The sequence below is a fragment of the Desulfomicrobium apsheronum genome (genome assembly GCF_900114115.1).
GTDB classification, from domain to species: Bacteria; Desulfobacterota; Desulfovibrionia; order Desulfovibrionales; family Desulfomicrobiaceae; genus Desulfomicrobium; species Desulfomicrobium apsheronum.
Genome location: NZ_FORX01000011.1, coordinates 17,320 through 34,964, shown reverse-complemented (window position 1 = coordinate 34,964; position 17,645 = coordinate 17,320). Strand labels below are relative to the sequence as shown.

Sequence of the window (17,645 nt, the reverse complement as noted above, 5' to 3'; positions counted from 1 at the left end):
AATCATGAACACCTTATCCCTGCCTGCGAAAGCGGTTCATTTCCTTCCGCATGATTTTCCGATGGTCTTTATCGACCGCCTGCTGGAAGCTGATGGTGAACGCGGGCTGTGCGAACTTCAACTTACTTCCGGGCATATTTTTGTGGATGCCGAAGGGCGCATGGACCGGACGTGTTATGTGGAAATCGCAGCCCAGAGTTTTGCCGCTGTGAAGGGCTGGAAACTCGCCTGCCAAGGGGCGCTTTTTTCCAGTGGTTTTCTGGTTGGAGTTCAGGCTTTTGAATGTCTGGATGATGCAAGAATTGGCGACCTGCTGCAGATCGAAACCATCGAACTCGGTGGCTTCGACGGATATACTGTGGTGCGTGCCACGATCAACCGTGGCGGAGAAACTATCGCCGGGGGTAAGATCAAACTTTATGTGCCTGCGTCCGAAATTCAGGATCCGGGAGCAGATGAATAATGGGCCGTTGCCGCACCCTTGCTCTTCATTTCATCCTGACCGTCGGTCTTGGCATCATTTTTTGCGGCCATGCTTTGGCCGAACTCCGGGACATTGATGCTGTTCTCCAAAAACTTCGAGCCCAGGCGACTGCCGTCGAGAGTATTTCGAGCGAGTTTTCACAGGAAAATCGGCTCTCGGTTTTCGAAGAAACCATCATTTCGAAAGGTCGCTTTCTTTTCCGCAAACCTGACAACCTCCGCTGGGAATACCTGAGTCCCATTACGGAAGGCTTTGCTCTGCAAGGAAATCAAGGGGTGCGCTGGACGGAAACGACCAGGACGTCTTTTTCCTTGCGCAACGACCCGCTCATGAACGTTGTCGCCAGACAATTATTGGCCTGGGCCACCTTTGATCTTGCCTGGCTTTCCGCTGAATACGACATCACGTTGGAAGCGGATTCTCCTGTTTTACTGAAACTTGTTCCCAAGGGTTCTGACACCGCACACGTGCTAAAACATCTTCTCATCGAATTTTCTTCGTCGGCGAATACAATCCAAAGAGTGGAACTTCACGATCAAAGCGGTGATCTCACGCGTATTCTTTTTAAAAATCCACAAGTGAACACCCCTCTCGACGACGGAATGTTCAGGTAAGGCCGCATGTTTCACCTGTTTGGCCGCGCCTATGCTTTTCTCGCTCCTCGACGGGGTTTCCTGTTGGTATTCTGCGTACTTGCCTGTTTCGCCTGCTCTCTCTTCGTTTCAAGGCTGGTTGTGCGTGAAGATATCAGCACCATGCTTCCGGACGACTCCGGCCGAATTGCATCCGACTTTGCCCTGTTGCGCTTGGCCCCATTTGCCCAGCGACTTACCATTACCGTCAGTCATCCCGGCGCGAATCCCGCCCAGGCCGCCGAAACCCTGGCAACCGCCTTGCGCCGGGAGCCCGTTTTCACTCGCATACTGACCGGTCCCCCGAGCAACATTTCGCTGGCTTTTCTCACCAAGCTGTTACCTCTGGCTCCGGCCCTGCTGAACGAACAGGACGCGAAAACACTCTACGCATTGACCGACTCGGAGCATGTGCAAAGCGCACTGGAACAAAACAGGCGCGACCTGCTTTCACCTGGCGCCGTGGCCCTGAAAAACGTCATCCGCCAAGATCCCCTGGGAATACGGAATATCGTTCTGCCCAAACTGGCAGCGCCGTCGCGCCTGGCCGATGTAAGGATTGAAAACGGCCATTTCGTAAGCCGTGACGGCAAGTACGCCTTGATCCTGGTTGACACGGACATCCCGATGACCGACTCGCTCGGCGCGGCCAAGGTCATGAGCAGCTATGAAAAAGCGGTCGCAGCTCTGCCCCAAGGCGCGCAGGCCATGCTTGTCGGCGGACACCGCCATACCCATGCCAACGCGCAAGCCATCAAGGATGACCTGACAATCATTCTGCCGTCCGCCTTCATCCTGCTGGCTCTGATTTTTCTGCTTTTCATGCGCAATCGGCAAAGCCTTTATGTTTTCCTGGTTCCGGTCTGCGTGGTCGGTGTCGCCGGGACAGCCACCGCTCTTGTCCACGGCTCCATTTCCGGCATTGTCCTTGGATTTGGCGCCGTGCTCCTGGGTATCTCCGTTGACTACGCCTTGCACGTCTACTTTGCGTTGCAGAATTCAAGCACCGATGAAAACCTCACCCCCGCGCATACGCTTACACAAATATCCCCTGCCATTACCTTTGGCGCCTTGACCTCATGCACCGCCCTCGCCGCCCTTCTTGTGTCGGACATCCCAGGCATCCGTCAGCTGGCCGTTTTTTCCCTTTTCGGCATTATTACGTCCTTTTTCATGTCGCTGCTCATCCTGCCGCACTTCATCACCGCAAAGACAGGCAGCCTGACATCCACCACTCATCGCCGCACTCGTAAATCTTTTGGCGTAGCGCCTCTCATAACCCTTTGGATCGCCGTCCTGAGTGCCGGAATCTGGTTCGGCCAGCACACGCGCATAAACGGCGACCTGCGGGAGATGAGCTTTACTCCCACAGAGATTCAGGCGGAAGAAGATGCCACCAGAACAATCTGGGGAAGCATGCGTGATCTCGCCCTGATCTTCGTTCGCGATCGGACATTCGACGGCGCTCTCGAAAAAAACGACCGCGTTTGGAGTTTTCTGCAGGCTCATAATGCCACAAGCCCCATAATCAGCCTGGCCCCACTTCTTCCCGCCATGCAGACACAACTGCAAAACATTTCGCGCTGGAACGCCTTTTGGCAGGACAACGGACAATCAACACGTACCCTTATTGAAACCGAGCAAAAAGCCTTGGGATTTTCCCATTCCGCATTCAGCCCGTTTGTCGAATTCATCAGCGCCTCGCCCGAAACTTTTTCAAGCGAGTCGCTGCATGAACTTGGTATCCAGGAATTTGTGGATGTGCTGGCCATGCGCGATGGCGATGACTTCCTAGCCCTCACCCTGCTTCCGGACACGACAAAAAATGCCGCTTTGCTAAGCGATTACGCCGAGCGGGAACTGGGAGCCCAATTCGTTTCCGGGTCTCGATTTCGGGAACTGCTGGGGGACGCAATGCGTATTGACGTCTTGCGCTTCAGCGGCTCGGCCCTGGCCGGTGTGGTGCTGCTCAATGCGATACTTTTCCGCAACCCGCGTAAAACGCTGCTCGCCCTTTTGCCCATAGGCATGGGCGTGACCACGGTGCTCGCGGTCATGTACAGCTTCGGCCAAGCCTTGAACCTCTTTCACATCGTCTCCCTCCCGCTCATCATCGGTCTTGGAGCAGACTACGGAATATTCATGGTTTGCCGGCCGGAACAATCCGCGCAGCATCAGACCGCGCGCGCCGTACTCTTTTCCGGTTTGACCACACTTTGCGGATTTGGGGTGCTCGTACTGGCTCGGCATCCGGCGTTGCACTCCATAGGCATAACGGTCTTGACCGGAGTGGGCGCGGCAATGATCACGGCCCTTTGGGTGGTACCCGCATTGAACGGAGACCGGCGATGAAATGGATCGTGACCGCTGTACTTCTGGTCAACCTGGGGTGTGCGGGCATGGCAAATCAGCAGCCTCGATCGGAGCTGCCGACCTCGCCTCTGGCCGCTACCCTGTCGCAATACCGAGATCCCGCTCGAAACGGTCTACTGCTGCGACATTCAGTGCGACTGCGAATCCCTGGGCGCGGCTTGGACCAGACTTTCAGCGGAATCATGCGGTTCGATCATAACGGAGACTCGATACGACTTGTGGGCATGGCCGGTTTTGGCATGAAGCTTTTTGATCTGAGCATCAGTCAGGAAGCCGTTGAAACACATTTCATTTCACCGGGTTTAAGCCGCATCAACAATTTGCCGGAGCATATCGCCTTCTGCGCGCGGCGGATCTGGCTGGCCCCCCAGCCAGAAATTGGCAACGGGTTCCGCCGGATTGAAGATACCACTTACATATACGGAATTCACGACGGCCAACGCATTGAGCACGAGTATCTCAAAGAAACACTCACGGCGATCCGATCCCTCGGTCCAGACGAATACTGGGAAATTCAATATTTAGAACGCATGACCGATACACAGGAACCGTCTCGCATCATATTTAAAGACAGCCACAGGCGCTATTCAGTCGACGTGCGCCTCATCGAACAAAGGATGACATCATCATGAGCAGACTTCTTCAAGAGGTCCGATCCTGTGCAATTCGCCCCGCCCACAGCGATGAGCACGGATTCCGGACAATGGAGTTCATCTTCCCGCCCACTTTTGTGGGATTTGACGGCCACTTTCCTGATCGCCCCATCCTGCCCGGCATCGTTCAAATCCTGGCCGGCATGCTCACAGCGGGCGATTCCATGAAGCTTCAGAAAGTCGCCAAGGCTAAATTCTCACGTGTAATCAACCCAGGAGAACTCATGCTCGTCAGGGCAGAGACCCAAAAAAAAGACGGCAACATTCTGGCGACCATAATCATCAGCGTTGGCGGGGACACGGCCGCGACCATTGCTCTGGCACTGCTTCCAACGGAATTCGCGGAATGAAAAAGCCATATTTCAAAACAGCACCCGGCAGCCCCGCCCCGTTGCGCATTGATGTTGAACGCCGCATTCGGTTCCAGGAAGTAGATACGCTGGGCATTGTCTGGCACGGGCACTATCCCAGTTATTTCGAAGACGCGCGCGTGGCTTTGGGCAATCGTCACGGTGTCGGCTACCTCGATTTCCACCGGGAAAATGTCATCACGCCCATCAAACAACTCTGGATCGATTATATCGCGCCGCTGCGTTTCGGTGAAGCCTGCATGATCACCGCCATCTTGCACTGGGCAGAAGCCGCCCGCATCAATTTTGAATTTGAAATCCGCAACCAGGCCGGAACCCTGGCAACCACAGGCTTCACGGTGCAGCTCTTCCTGGACAGCGACGGAAGTATCCTTACATATCCACCCGAATTTTATCAAAATTTCCTTACATCGTGGAAAAAGGGAGAACTCTAAAAGATGCGGATTCTGCTCATCGCCACGAATACTGAAATCGAGCCGTATCCTGTCTTTCCCTTGGGAATGGCCGTCCTTGCGAGCGCGCTTTTGTCCTCCGGGCATGACGTTCGTCAGCTCGACTGCCTGGCTCTCGGCGGCAACAAAGAGATAATCCGAAGCGTCTGCAGCGAATATCGTCCACAGGTCATCGGTTTTTCCCTTCGCAACGTAGACAACGTGGACTCGCTGACATCGCACACGCATTGGGCGCTACGCGACGTGCGGGAACTGATCGCCTTTATCCGCTCTTTTTACGATGCTCCACTGATGATGGGAGGCCCTGGCTTTTCGCTCATGCCTGAGCAAATCCTGGATTACACGGGCGCCGACTTTGGCATTGTCGGCGAAGGCGAGGAGGCCTGTCGCACTGTTCTTGAACAACTCGCGCGGGGTCAGACCCCCCCGCGAATCACCAAAGGAACAAAACGGTTGCAGGACAAGGAAATGCACGGCGCGTCGCCTTACCCCGAGATCATGGACTTCTATCTGCGGGAAAGTGGGGTAGCCAGCATCCAGACCAAACGCGGATGCCCGCATAGATGTATCTACTGCACCTACCCCGCCCTTGAAGGGACAAAAATTCGAGCGCGAGAGCCCGGCGACGTGGTTGACGAAATCATACGACTGAAACGCGACTACAGTATTTCCGAACTTTTTTTCACGGACTCGGTCTTCAACGACGGTCTGGGCCATTGGTTGGAACTGGCCGAAGAGATGATCCGGCGCGAGGTGAACATCTCCTGGAGCGGATTTTTCCAGCCAATCGGCATTACCCAGGACTCATTGCGCCTCTGCCGCCGAGCCGGGCTCAAGGCCATGGAGCTTGGCACGGACGCGGCATCGGACGCCACCCTGCAAGGATTGCGCAAAGGTTTTGATTTCAAGACGGTTGAAAAAATCAATGCCTTGTGTGTGGAAGAGCGGATCCCATGTGCCCACTTCATCATCTTCGGTGGTCCGGGAGAAACCGAACTGACCGTGAGGGAAGGTATTGAAAACATAGCTCGGCTGCAGCATTGCGTGGTCTGCGCGTTCCTTGGAATCCGCATCTACCCGAACACAGCACTGGTGCGGCACGCCATCGACGAGGGCTCTCTTGATCCGGCAGCATCCTGCTTGGAGCCCACCTACTATTTTTCACCGCACATTGACCCCGCACAGGTTGAAGCCGATCTCACCCAAGCCTTCAAGGGTCGACGGGATCGGCTCTTCCCTCCTTCCAAAGGGCAGGAGCAGATGGCCGTCATGCGCAAATTCGGCTACCGGGGCATTCTTTGGGACTCTCTTATCCGTTATCCCGCATCCAACGAAAAGAGGTCGTCGAGATATGCCTGACATGGCCCTGGGTAATCGCGTAATGGTGGTCATCCCGGTCTACAATCACGGAGCGACGCTACGCTCCGTGGTGGAGGGGGTGCTGAGCAGGCATGCGCACGTCCTGGTCGTGGATGACGGCAGCGACGACATTCCGCCGCACGCCCTGGACGATCTGCCTGTAAGGATTGTCCGCCATGAGCAAAACCGTGGCAAAGGCGCGGCCATCCGAACAGGTGCGAATGTGGCGCGCTCCCTGGGTATGTCCCACATCATCACCATTGACGCGGACGGGCAGCATGATCCGGCCGATCTGCCGTTGTTCCTGGACGCCATCGCCCGGGACGAAAATGCCGTCATCGTTGGGGCCCGTGATTTCAATACCGCGAATGTGCCCGGTTCTTCGCGCTTCGGGCGGAAATTTTCCAATTTCTGGCTCAGAGTCCAGACCGGAATCGCCATTTCCGATGTGCAAAGCGGTTTTCGGGCCTATCCACTGGCCGTTCTTGAAAAGCTGCGATTTACTGAAAATCACTACAGCTTCGAGGTCGAAATTCTGGTTCGTGCCGCCTGGGCCGGCTTCCGATTGTCCGAGGTCGATATCGCCGTGTATTATCCGCCCAAAGGCGAGCGGGTGTCGCATTTCAAAGCCTTCATGGACAATCTGCGTCTCTCCCTCCTGAATACCAGGCTGACCGTAAGGGCCATCGTACCCATTCCGCATCGAACCTTCAGCCAGGACGAAACAGGCGCCATCTCGGCCATTCATCCGCTGAAATCCCTGCGCATTCTTCTGGCCAACGAGGCCACGCCAAGAGAGCTGGCCATGGCTGCGGCCATGGGCATGTTTCTCGGGACCATCCCACTTATCGGACTGCACAGCATTACCATCCTCCTGGTAGCCGGGTGGTTTCGAATGAACAAAATTGTCGGTCTTGCCGTCAGCCAACTCTGCATGCCTCCATTTGTGCCGGCCCTGTGCATTGAAGCCGGACACTTCATGCGCCATGGAAGTTTTCTGACTGAAATATCCTTGCAGACCCTTGGCTACGAAGCACTACAACGAATCTGGGAATGGCTTCTGGGATCGCTCCTGCTAGCTCCGATACTGTCGCTTCTCATCGGTGGTATCGTCTTTGTCATGGCCAAGGGGATTTCAATGGGCCTCAACGGCCGTTCAGAAAACGAACCGCAGGTCAGACCATGACACATCAACGCTGGACAAGCCGAAGTATTGGGTCACGCCTTCAACACGGCACCTTTTACCTGCTGCTCCGGACGTTGGGCAGAAGGCCCGCCTATGTCCTGCTCTTTTTTGTCGTGCTCTGGTACACCCTGCGCCCCATGACCAGGGCACGCTCCGCGCCTTACCTGGCGCGTCGCTTTCCTAAAGCGGGAAGACTGCAAAGACTGCGGCATTGTTTCCTGCTGAACTGGAATTTTGGGCTCACCCTGGTCGACCGAGCGGCCTCCGGGATTCTCGGTCAAATTTCCATCACGGCCAGCCAGGGCGATGAACAGGCCCTCAAAACGCTGCTCGGCGAAGGACACGGACTCATCCTGCTGACCGGACACTTTGGCTGCTGGCAGACATCAAGCGCCGGTCTTGATGGTGTCAAAACTCCCGTGCACGTGCTCATGCACCGCGCGCCCGACGATATTGACCGACAGCATTTCGAACACGCGGGAACCGACGCGCCTTTTCGCATCATCGACCCTTGCGGGTATTTGGGCGGGAGCATTGAAATGCTCGATGCGCTTGCTAAAGGGCATATTCTCGGAATCATGGGCGACCGTACCTTCGGCAATGATCGCAACACGGTGAGTGTCCCCTTTCTCGGTGGCGACGTGCGTCTGCCTTTCAGCGCCTACAGGCTGGCCTCGGTCACGGGCGCTCCGATTCTCGTCTTCTTTTCCAGCAGGATCGGTCCCGGCCAGGCCAGACACGAAGTCGCCCGAATTATCCGCGTTCCGCGAGGCCTGGGACGCACCAGGGAAAATTATCTTCCTTATGCACGGCAATTCGCGCTCGCCTTGGAAGAAATGGTCAAAGCAAACCCTTATCAATTCTTCAACTTTTACGACATGTGGGAAAATTAGGATTTATACATGGATATCAAGAAACAACTCAAGCAGACCCTGATAAATGAACTCAACCTCGAAGACCTGGTCCAGGATGATATCGACGACGGTGCACCGCTGTTTGGCGACGGCCTCGGTCTTGACTCCCTTGACGCAGTGGAGATCGTAGTTCTTGTGCAACGCCTTTACGGGGTGGAAATCAAGGACATGGACGAAGGCCGAAGAGCTTTCCAATCCATCAACGCCTTGGCCGAGTTCATTACAGAGCGCCGGAGTTAGCATGCTGCGCATGGAACCTGTCAGCGTTACCGGAATGGGTTGCGTCTGCGCCGCCGGCACGAATCTGAAAGATATCCTGCGTGCTCTGGAGGCCGGACAACGCGCTCCCCTCCCCCCATCACGTTTCAAAAGTGGACACACCAGAACCTACCCTGTCTTCGAAGTGCCTGAACACGGCCGTTGCGAACAAAAAAACGGTCCTGATCTGTCCATGACCGCACATTTTGCACTGCATGCCGTAAAAGAGGCTCTCCTGCAGGCCGGTCTTGCAATTTCCGAACTTGATGCGAGCAGGGTTGGAGTCTGTATCGGTACTTCCGTGGGGGCATCTCTCAACCTGCTGGACTTCTATCGAGGCACCCGAGCGGGGCAGACACCCGACCTTGAACCCGTGCACCGATATCTCAACTCCAATCCGGCCGTGGCTTTGGCCCATGCCCTGGGCACCACCGGCCCGGTCCAGACCGTCGTCAACGCGTGTTCGTCCGGGGCCGACGCCATCGGCTTGGCCGCATCCTGGATAGCCCAGGGAACATGCGATATCGTTATCGCAGGCGGCGCGGATGAAATGTCCGAAGTGACCTACAATGGATTCATCCGGCTGATGATCTCGGATCAATATCCCTGCCGCCCATTCGACAAGTCACGAAGCGGGCTGAACCTGGGCGAGGGGGCGGGGATCGTCATCCTGGAAGCCTCAGCCAGCCGTGAACAGCGAAATGGCCATGAGCTTGCGACAATCCTCGGCTACGGTACAGCTGCCGACGCCCATCACCTGACCGCACCGCATCCGCAGGGAGTGGGACTCAAGCTGGCCATATCGGACGCGCTCGACGCGGCAGGTCTGGCGGCTGCGGACATCTCCTTCATCAATGCCCACGGCACGGGAACCGCTAACAACGACACTGTCGAGGCTGCCGTGCTCAATGAACTTTTTCCGCAAACTCCGTTCATCTCCACGAAAGGCATGACCGGACACACTCTTGGAGCGGCAGGAGCCATGGAGGCAATCTTCACCATGGCCCACCTGGCGACTGGAGGCATTCCAGCCAGCGCGGGATTTTCCGAAGAAGATCCGACCCTGAATGCCAGCCCTGCCCGATTGCACACCCCCGTACATGGAAAGGCGGCCATATCTCAATCCCTGGCCTTTGGCGGCAACAATTCGGTGCTTGTCATCGGCAAAGGGAGGGCGATCTGATGCGCATGGCCGTAGAAGGAATGGGCATCGTAAGCGCCGTGGGCAATGGTCCCCAGGATCTGGCCCAGGCCGCACTGCATATATTGCGGGAAGAAAGCCGGACCATCGCGTTCTCGAAGATCGATACAAGCGATCTCGTCCGGCGTGCGTCCTCCCGGGCATTGCGCAGAGTCGATCACTTCACCCGCATGGCGCTCCTGGCTGCATATTCAGCGCTTGAAGATGCGGGGCTTGATGCCACAGAACTCGAACACACCGGGATTGTTCTGGCCACGGGCTACGGACCGGTCAAACTGACCTTCGACTTCCTTGACTCCATCATCGACTTCGGCCCGGAAATGGCCTCGCCTCAGGCGTTCGCGCATTCCGTCCACAACATTCCCGCCGCCACCATCGCGCTGATGATGAGTTTGCGCGGCCCTTGTTTCAGTATCTGTCAACTCGACACGGCCGTAGCGGCGGCGACCCTGACAGCCCAAACGTGGCTGGCTGAAAAACGCGTGACGCGCGTTCTGCTCGGAGCCGTGGATGAGCATACCGCCCTGCTCGAAATAAATGCCCGGCGAATTGCCGAAAATCTGCCTGCCGAAAGTTCTGGTGGACGGCGCAGGCTTGTCCCCGGAGAGGGGGCCGTCTTTTTCTGCCTGCACGCCGATCCAGACCATGCACGCCACGGCTTCATCGAAAGTGCGCCCCTCTCAAAAACGTGTCTTGATGCCCCGATCTTTTTCTCCGGGTCCGCAAGCCCCGCACAACGAAACACTCTTCCTCCGATGCATAATTTCTCCCCGCTTTACGGCAACATGCCCATCGGTATGGCCTTCGATGCGGCCGTGGCCCTGCTCGCAGTGCAGGGACGACTGGGGCCGGTCATGGATGAATGCCCTGCCGTGCATTGTCTGAGCAGAAATCGATTCGGCATGACTGGCAGCATTCTCGTAACATCCGGAGAATACGCATGAAACCGGCCCTCGAACTCACCGCGCCCGACCTGCGGGCGTTACTGGCCAGTCTGATACGCGGCTCCGGGTTACACGCCAGCAAGGCGCATTACCTCCTGGCCAGCAGCCTGGACATGGACGCTCTCGCGTCGATCCAACCATCGCAATCAGGTCTGCAGGAATCCGAACTGCGCAGCGTGGCTCTCGCCTTTACTGAAATGCTGTGCATTCCAGGCACTGCCGTAGACCAGCTCATGAGTTGTTCGACCATGGACGAGTGGGCCCAATGCGCGCTCGAGTTCTGGCGCGCCAATCCTGCCGAACTTGTTTTCAAGACATCCGGCAGCACAGGCACGCCCAACGCCTGCAAGCAATCTTTTGCCCTCTTGGAACAGGAAATTCAGGCTCAGGCGGAAATTTTCAAGGAGCATACGCGCATCGTCACTCTGGTTCCCAGGCATCATATCTATGGATTCCTTTTTTCCATTCTCCTGCCCAAGGCCTTGGGAACTCCGGTCCTTGAACTCCCCCTTGTCCCTTCGCGGAACCAGATGGAACAATTGCGACCTGGCGACCTGGTCGTGGCCTTTCCCATGTTCTGGAAATCCTTGGCAGTGCTTGCCCCCACTTTTCCGCCCGGAGTCTGCGGCGTGACATCGACGGGCCCCTGCCCGGCGGATGTCATCCATAGTCTGCTGAACCTGGGACTATGCCGCATAACGGAAATTTATGGTTCCTCGGAAACCGGAGGCATCGGTACGCGTCACCATCCGGATCATGATTACACGCTGCTTCCGTTTTGGGAGCCGCTGGCCATTCAGCCAGACCATCAAGCGACACTCACGCGTCGACTTCCGAACGGAGAAACTGCGGGCTCCTTCAAACTGCCCGATCTCATCCATTGGGAGACAGCCCGAACCTTCCGGCCTCTGAAGCGTCAGGACAAATGTGTCCAAGTGGCAGGTGTCAACGTGTATCCGGAAAAAGTGGTCGACTGCATCCGCAGCCATGCCATGGTACGCTCGTGCGCGGTGCGTCTCATGCGCCCGGATGAAGGGCAACGGCTCAAGGCATTTGTCGTCCTCAAGGATGAGAGCCGCATCGACGCCTTTCGCCGCGACATCCGGACGTGGTTGGTCCAGAGACTGTCCGCGAGCGAGATTCCCAAATCCCTGACTTTCGGGACCGCGCTGCCCACCAACGACATGGGCAAGGATGCTGACTGGGATTGAACGCTCCTCATGATTTCTTTCTTGAACACAGCTTGATTAAGGATAGTTCCATGACGCTCGAAGAAATTTCTCCAGACTCAACTTTCAACTGGCTCAAAAAAAACATGCAGGATCTTCTCGGCGTCCCGCCCGAGAAATTGAGCCCTGCTTCCACTTTGGCAGATCTTGGCATCGATTCATTGGCCCAGCTGCAGCTCATCGTCATGGCTGAAAATGAATTAGGCGCAAGCATTCCCGACTCGGCACTGACCCAGATCAATCTGCACAGCCTGGAAACATTGTCCGCGACCATCGACACGTATCGCAACCAGTGCCCATGAATCCTGCCCGTCTTCAAGGTCCGGATCATTTCCTGGACATTCTTGATCATGACATGCGTCGTCACGGTTTGCCCGGCAACACCGCACAGCTCCAGCTGCATCTGTCTGCCCCGCCCGACCCGCACCAATTCGAGGAACGCTTCCACGCCTGGGCCTCGGAGGAACCCGCATGCCGAGTCGCCCTTCTTGACGGCTTGGCCCGAACACGACGGGTCATATACTCATCGGGGAAACGTCCCGAATTCCGCAGGCACCAAAACATTCGCGCCCATGACGTTTTGAACTGGCGCCTGAACACGCCCATTCCCAGACCTGCGCATCCACCTTTGGCGATAGATCTCATTGAAGGCCCCGAGGGGACGACTCTGGGCCTCACCTGGGATCATTTGCTCATGGATGCTCGCGGCGGCGAATTCCTGCTTGTTCGCCTTGCCGGACGACACCAAGAGAACGCGACCACCTGGAAACCCGTCTCGCCTCTCAGCGGATTGCAGCGACTCAAGGCCACAAGGTCTCTCCACCCAGTCTTCAAGCGCATTGGGCAGGGCGTGGCTGCGCCCGAAATGCCAAACATCCATCACCGGCTGAATGTGGGTCATCTTGTTCTTGACGAGGCGCAAAGCACGGAGATCGCCGATCGGGGCAAGCGAATCCATCCCATTGTCGGCGAAACAGCCATCCTGCTTGCGGGAGCTCTACGACGAACGCACGCCCTGTGCACTGAGGTCAAAAACAATCCGTCCGGTTACATGATACCCGTCACCGTAACGCGGCGCAGTCCAGGCAACCTGAGCCCGCTTCTCGGGAATCCGATCAGTATCGTCTATATCCTGGCGCAAGCAGCCCAAATGGAAGACTCAACGCCCGACACACTGGCCCGTCATGTGGCTGAACAATTCATGGATGCGCTCAGAAACGGACATGTCGAAGCCATTGAAAAGCAACTCGACCTGTCGGGATTCCTGCCTCGCGCCGCAGGCTCCCGGTTTCTGCGTCATCTAACCCAGGGGCGGATCGCCTCCTGTTTTTTCGCTCACACGGGTCGAACCATGTTTGATACGCTCGCGGATTTTGATTTTCATGGCGCGCGAGTCGAGCATGTTTTCCACCAACCCATGATCTGTCATCCGCCAGGCCTGGGTTTTTTTGCATGCAGGCATGGCGCAAGACTCCATCTTTCAATCTGCAGCACAGGGCAGGACCCAACACAACTGGGGCAGCGCACGCTGCACGACCTGCTGACCCTGTAACCTTTTCGGATCAAACATGGCCAATATACTTATCATCGCCGTCAATAGACAACGCCTGCCATACCCAGCCGCTCCGATCGGCGCAGCCATGATAGTTGGTGCGTTGAACAAAGCCCAGCACAACGCGCGACTGCTTGACCTCGGACCTGCTTTGCACGTCAAGAGCACCTTGCATCGCACCATTGAGAATTTTTCACCGGATTTGATCGGGTTTTCCATGCGCAACCTGGACTCCTGCATCATGACATCCCCGGAATCGTTTCTTCCGGAAGTAAAAAAGGTGGTCGGCATTGTCCGTCAGGCCACAAACGTGCCCCTGATCATCGGAGGTGCGGCCTTTTCTCTTGCTCCGCTTGAAATTTTGAATGCTCTTGGGCTTGAATGGGGAGTTGTCGGAGAAGGAGAACGCACGTGCGTCGATTTAGTCGAGCGTTTGCTCTCAGGGAATAACCCGGCCGACATCCCCGGCGTGGCAGGACGCCATGGGGAAATGCGCTCCCGTGAAAACATCATCGATCTGGATGCATTGCCAAGGCAGGAGCACAGGCAGATTCCTCTCAAAACCTACGTGCGATGGGGAGGATTCGCAGGCATTCAAACCCGCAGAGGGTGTAACCTGACCTGCTCATATTGCGTGTACCCGCATCTTGAGGGTCGCAGGATGCGCCTGCGTTCCGCGCAAAGCGTCGTCCAGGAAATCGCGGACATTCGCCGGTCCGGATGCCGCCATTTCTACTTTGTGGATTCGGCTTTCAACCACCCGCGCGAACACGCTCTGGCCATTTGCGACGCATTGGCCCGGGCGAACCTTGATATCACTTGGCAGGCATATATCAATCCCTCCGGCCTCGACGAGACGCTTGCACGATCCATGAAGGCGTCAGGATGTATCGGCGCCGAACTGGGGTTGGACGCAGCCAGCGAACCCATGCTCGAATCCATGGGCAAGAATTTTTCTCTATCCGAGATTGCCAAAGCATCCAAGGCGCTACAAAAAGCGGACATTCCCTTTGCCGCGCACCTTCTTTTCGGAGGTCCGGGAGAAACATGGCGCACGATACGGGATTCAGCGGAATTTCTTGATCAGCATGTTCACGCCAATGCAATCTTTCCAAGCATCGGAATCCGTGTTTACCGAAACACCGGCGTATGGAAATATTGTCTGGATGAAGGGCTTCTTGATGCCCAAAACACCTTGCTGGAGCCTTTTTATTTTTGTTCGCCGGACCTGGGACCAGCCCCAGTGGCCGGTATTGACGAACTCTCCATGCATCGCCCGACATGGTCCACGCCAACGGATTGGAACAAATCGTCCCTGAACATGATCATGAAACTGCTGGGCCTGTTTCAACAGCGTCCGATCTGGAAAAACGTTCGGGGCTACGGAAAGCGCAAGCCCATGATATATGGTCGATGAAAATATGGATCATCGGAACCGCCAGCCCTTGACGTTCACGGCCGACGTCATTGTCGTTGGCGCCGGTCCTTCGGGCGTTTCCGCGGCCCTGGCAGCCGCCAAGGCCGGAGCGCAGGTTCTCTTGGTGGACGAACACTCAAAACCTGGCGGCACCCTGGACCATGCAGGGCTTCACACCATCTGTGGGCTCTACCTGCCCGACAGGAGCAAAGCGACCTACGTTTCGGACAGGGCGCGGATGTGGGCTCAGGCAGTCGGCAACAAACCACGGCGTATAGGCCGGGTGCATGTGCTCCCTATCGATCCCGGACAATTTTCACAGACAGCGTCGAAGATGCTGGAGACGCAACCAACGATCCAAGCCTCATTCAATACGCGTCTGCAACCCCGCGATCATCTTGTGTTCCGGTCTCTCATCGACGCCACCGGGCAGGCCAGTATCCTGAGCATGGCAGACCTGCCAACAACGGCCACAGAACCAACCTGCCCCGGTGTCGGTTTTTCCATTGGGGGGATTGATCACGGCGAGGCCTGGAGTTCTCTTCAGGTGTTGCGGCAACTCGCCCAGGCAAGTCGAAGATTCCTGCCCTCGTTTCTGCCTTGGGACAAAAAAAGCAGAGAAGTCCAAGGTATTCTCAATCTTCCGCCTGAATTTCATGCGGAAAAACCTGTGAGACTGGCGGAACATGCTCAAGAATGCCTAGGCATAATGCTCGCTGATTTACGACAGACATGCGCCGCCTTCAAATCGGCGCGCCTTGAATGGTCAGGAAAAAAAGTGGGATTGCGAAGCGGCAGAGTGTTTGCCGGTTTTTTGCGCCTTGATGAAGAGATGCTTCGAAAGGACTGCACGGCATATCCCGGTATCCGAGGCTATTGGCCGGCTGAATGGTGGCGCGATCTGCGTGGCCCACGCTACATTTATCCGCATCCGAAGGGGTTTGCCATACCCGACGAATGTCTCCGGGCATCACGTTCCCCTTCAATCTACACGGCCGGCATGAGTCTAAGTTCTTCCTCCCTGGGCCAGGCAGCAGCCAGAGTTGCCGGCGTCTGCATTGAAACAGGGCATCGCGCGGGAGAACTGGCGGCGCAGGATGCACGCCGCTCGGCATCAAGCAGGCTCGTATTGAAACAGGCTACAGCAGCAACATGAACATCATTGAATCGATTCTGTCCCGTGCCGTCACATACGGAAACAAACCCGCTCTCATTCAGGGCCCCAAATACCTGAATTTTTCGGATCTCGACCGTGAAGTCCGAAAGCAGGCCGATGCCCTGAAGTTTGCGAACAACCGCAACGCTCGCGTTGCCATGTCTTTGGCCAACTCCATTGACGACATTATCCTTGCGCTAGCCGTGATGTTGAAAGGTCATGCACTCATTGCGCTGTCTCCCAATGCGTCTGACCAGGAAAAAAACAACCACCTTCGTTGTTGCGATGCAGATGCCGTATTGGAACGAAGCGAAAACAAATTTGAAACAAAAGTACTGGACAGTTCTAGATGTTTTTATCCAGAACAAGAATCAACAGCTTTTATTCGTCCAACATCTGGAACAACCGGATCAAGCAAGGGCGTCATCCTTTCACATCAGTGTATTGAAGCAAGGACTGATTCAGTAGTCAAGGCTCTTAAACTTGGGATTGAAGACAGAATAATATGGACAATGTCTGCAAGCTTGCATTTCGCATCTTCGATACTTGCTTATCTCATGGCCGGGACAGCGGTTATCCTCGCTCCCGACACGCAACCAGAAACGGTTGTCTCATTGGCTAAGAAACACCAAGCAACCCTGCTCTATGGCGGCCCTTGGCAGTTTCGACTGCTGGCCGCCGATTCAGGCATGGAAAAACTTCCACACCTACGCTGGGCAATCTCCACAGGGCAACCCCTCCCGGAATCCATAGCCGTCTCTTTTCAACATCGTTTCGGCCATCCGCTCAGACAAGCTTATGGAATAATCGAAGCAGGCCTCGTCTGCATCAGCACTCAAGATGATTCAAATCCATTGACCGTAGGTCCAGCAGCGCCAGGATTCGATATCCGAATTTGCAACGAAGAAGGAAACAATGTCGCTGACGGACAAATTGGAGAAGTGTGCATCAAAAGTGAATCCGTATTTTCTGGATATATTTATCCGCAGCGAAGTCCAGCAACCCTTGACAAGGACAAGTTCTTTTCCAGTGGAGATCTTGGAATTATAGAAAAAAAATGTTTAAGGCTTGTTGGAAGGAAAGCATCTCAAATAAATGTGGCCGGCTTGAAAGTTTTTCCAGAAGAAATTGAATCCGTGCTTGAATCTCATCCAGAAATTTTAAAATCACGAGTTTACGGAATTCCAGAATCACGAATCGGACATATTATTGTAGCTGAAGTAATCTTTAAATCAAATAAAGAAATTGACAGATTTTTAATAATAAATCATTGCAAAAAATATTTACAACCGTACAAACTTCCCCTTAAAATTATCCCTGTGTCAGAAATTCTTCACACTGCGAGCGGAAAAGTTAAAAGATACTAGAGTCAGATTAAATCTGATGAATGAAGGGTAAATAAAATATTGATCGCAATGTCAGAGTACACTGCAATACGTCATGAAAGATCCTGATTGGAGATAG

18 protein-coding genes are annotated in these 17,645 nt (G+C 55.4%); all 18 read left to right on the top strand.

All coding sequences use genetic code 11. The features are described 5' to 3' along the window. Window positions 1-4: 4 nt before the first annotated feature. The 18 genes from BMZ40_RS11245 to BMZ40_RS11160 are packed head-to-tail and all read left to right on the top strand — an operon-like array spanning window position 5 to window position 17,548. Entirely contained in the window at window positions 5-463 is a 459-nt protein-coding gene (locus tag BMZ40_RS11245) for a hotdog family protein (RefSeq protein ID WP_092375521.1), read from the top strand. Continuing rightward, on the top strand, window positions 463-1,098 hold the full coding sequence (locus BMZ40_RS11240) for a LolA family protein (protein WP_092375518.1): 636 nt from the start codon (window positions 463-465) through the stop codon (window positions 1,096-1,098). Before BMZ40_RS11245 ends, BMZ40_RS11240 begins: the two co-directional genes overlap by 1 nt. Window positions 1,099-1,104: 6 nt before the next feature. After that, entirely contained in the window at window positions 1,105-3,468 is a 2,364-nt protein-coding gene (locus BMZ40_RS11235) for an MMPL family transporter (RefSeq protein ID WP_092375515.1), read from the top strand. Continuing rightward, window positions 3,465-4,121, top strand: a complete 657-nt coding sequence (locus tag BMZ40_RS11230) for a DUF3261 domain-containing protein (RefSeq protein WP_092375513.1) — start codon at window positions 3,465-3,467, stop codon at window positions 4,119-4,121. Before BMZ40_RS11235 ends, BMZ40_RS11230 begins: the two co-directional genes overlap by 4 nt. Further along, entirely contained in the window at window positions 4,118-4,492 is a 375-nt protein-coding gene (locus tag BMZ40_RS11225; protein WP_143075607.1) for an ApeI family dehydratase, read from the top strand. The genes BMZ40_RS11230 and BMZ40_RS11225 overlap by 4 nt, the downstream gene beginning before the upstream one ends. Next, window positions 4,489-4,947 carry an acyl-CoA thioesterase gene (locus tag BMZ40_RS11220; RefSeq protein ID WP_092375507.1) on the top strand — a complete coding sequence of 153 codons (459 nt, stop codon included), beginning with the start codon at window positions 4,489-4,491 and terminating at the stop codon, window positions 4,945-4,947. The genes BMZ40_RS11225 and BMZ40_RS11220 overlap by 4 nt, the downstream gene beginning before the upstream one ends. Before the next feature lie 3 nt (window positions 4,948-4,950). After that, entirely contained in the window at window positions 4,951-6,324 is a 1,374-nt protein-coding gene (locus tag BMZ40_RS11215) for a lipid biosynthesis B12-binding/radical SAM protein (protein ID WP_092375506.1), read from the top strand. Continuing rightward, window positions 6,317-7,510 (top strand): DUF2062 domain-containing protein, encoded by a 1,194-nt coding sequence (locus BMZ40_RS11210; protein ID WP_092375503.1) that lies wholly within the window; start codon window positions 6,317-6,319, stop codon window positions 7,508-7,510. Before BMZ40_RS11215 ends, BMZ40_RS11210 begins: the two co-directional genes overlap by 8 nt. Further along, window positions 7,507-8,403: a lysophospholipid acyltransferase family protein gene (locus BMZ40_RS11205; protein ID WP_092375500.1), complete on the top strand. Its 897-nt coding sequence runs from the start codon at window positions 7,507-7,509 to the stop codon at window positions 8,401-8,403. The genes BMZ40_RS11210 and BMZ40_RS11205 overlap by 4 nt, the downstream gene beginning before the upstream one ends. A 9-nt stretch (window positions 8,404-8,412) precedes the next feature. Next, entirely contained in the window at window positions 8,413-8,664 is a 252-nt protein-coding gene (locus tag BMZ40_RS11200; protein WP_092375497.1) for a phosphopantetheine-binding protein, read from the top strand. A 1-nt stretch (window position 8,665) separates the two neighbouring features. Further along, entirely contained in the window at window positions 8,666-9,865 is a 1,200-nt protein-coding gene (locus BMZ40_RS11195; RefSeq protein WP_245751096.1) for a beta-ketoacyl-[acyl-carrier-protein] synthase family protein, read from the top strand. Window positions 9,866-9,870: 5 nt separating this feature from the next. Further along, window positions 9,871-10,827 carry a beta-ketoacyl synthase N-terminal-like domain-containing protein gene (locus BMZ40_RS11190; RefSeq protein WP_177193125.1) on the top strand — a complete coding sequence of 319 codons (957 nt, stop codon included), beginning with the start codon at window positions 9,871-9,873 and terminating at the stop codon, window positions 10,825-10,827. Continuing rightward, complete coding sequence (locus BMZ40_RS11185; protein WP_177193124.1) at window positions 10,824-12,038, top strand: AMP-binding protein; 1,215 nt, start codon at window positions 10,824-10,826, stop codon at window positions 12,036-12,038. Before BMZ40_RS11190 ends, BMZ40_RS11185 begins: the two co-directional genes overlap by 4 nt. 50 nt (window positions 12,039-12,088) lie before the next feature. Beyond that, window positions 12,089-12,358, top strand: a complete 270-nt coding sequence (locus tag BMZ40_RS11180) for an acyl carrier protein (RefSeq protein ID WP_092375485.1) — start codon at window positions 12,089-12,091, stop codon at window positions 12,356-12,358. Beyond that, window positions 12,355-13,608, top strand: coding sequence for a hypothetical protein (locus BMZ40_RS11175; protein ID WP_143075606.1), 1,254 nt, complete (start codon window positions 12,355-12,357; stop codon window positions 13,606-13,608). The genes BMZ40_RS11180 and BMZ40_RS11175 overlap by 4 nt, the downstream gene beginning before the upstream one ends. Before the next feature lie 16 nt (window positions 13,609-13,624). Continuing rightward, window positions 13,625-15,025 carry a B12-binding domain-containing radical SAM protein gene (locus tag BMZ40_RS11170; RefSeq protein WP_092375479.1) on the top strand — a complete coding sequence of 467 codons (1,401 nt, stop codon included), beginning with the start codon at window positions 13,625-13,627 and terminating at the stop codon, window positions 15,023-15,025. A 4-nt stretch (window positions 15,026-15,029) separates the two neighbouring features. Further along, window positions 15,030-16,181 (top strand): FAD-dependent oxidoreductase, encoded by a 1,152-nt coding sequence (locus BMZ40_RS11165; RefSeq protein ID WP_177193123.1) that lies wholly within the window; start codon window positions 15,030-15,032, stop codon window positions 16,179-16,181. Continuing rightward, complete coding sequence (locus tag BMZ40_RS11160) at window positions 16,178-17,548, top strand: class I adenylate-forming enzyme family protein (protein ID WP_092375473.1); 1,371 nt, start codon at window positions 16,178-16,180, stop codon at window positions 17,546-17,548. The genes BMZ40_RS11165 and BMZ40_RS11160 overlap by 4 nt, the downstream gene beginning before the upstream one ends. The last annotated feature ends 97 nt before the right edge of the window (window positions 17,549-17,645 follow it).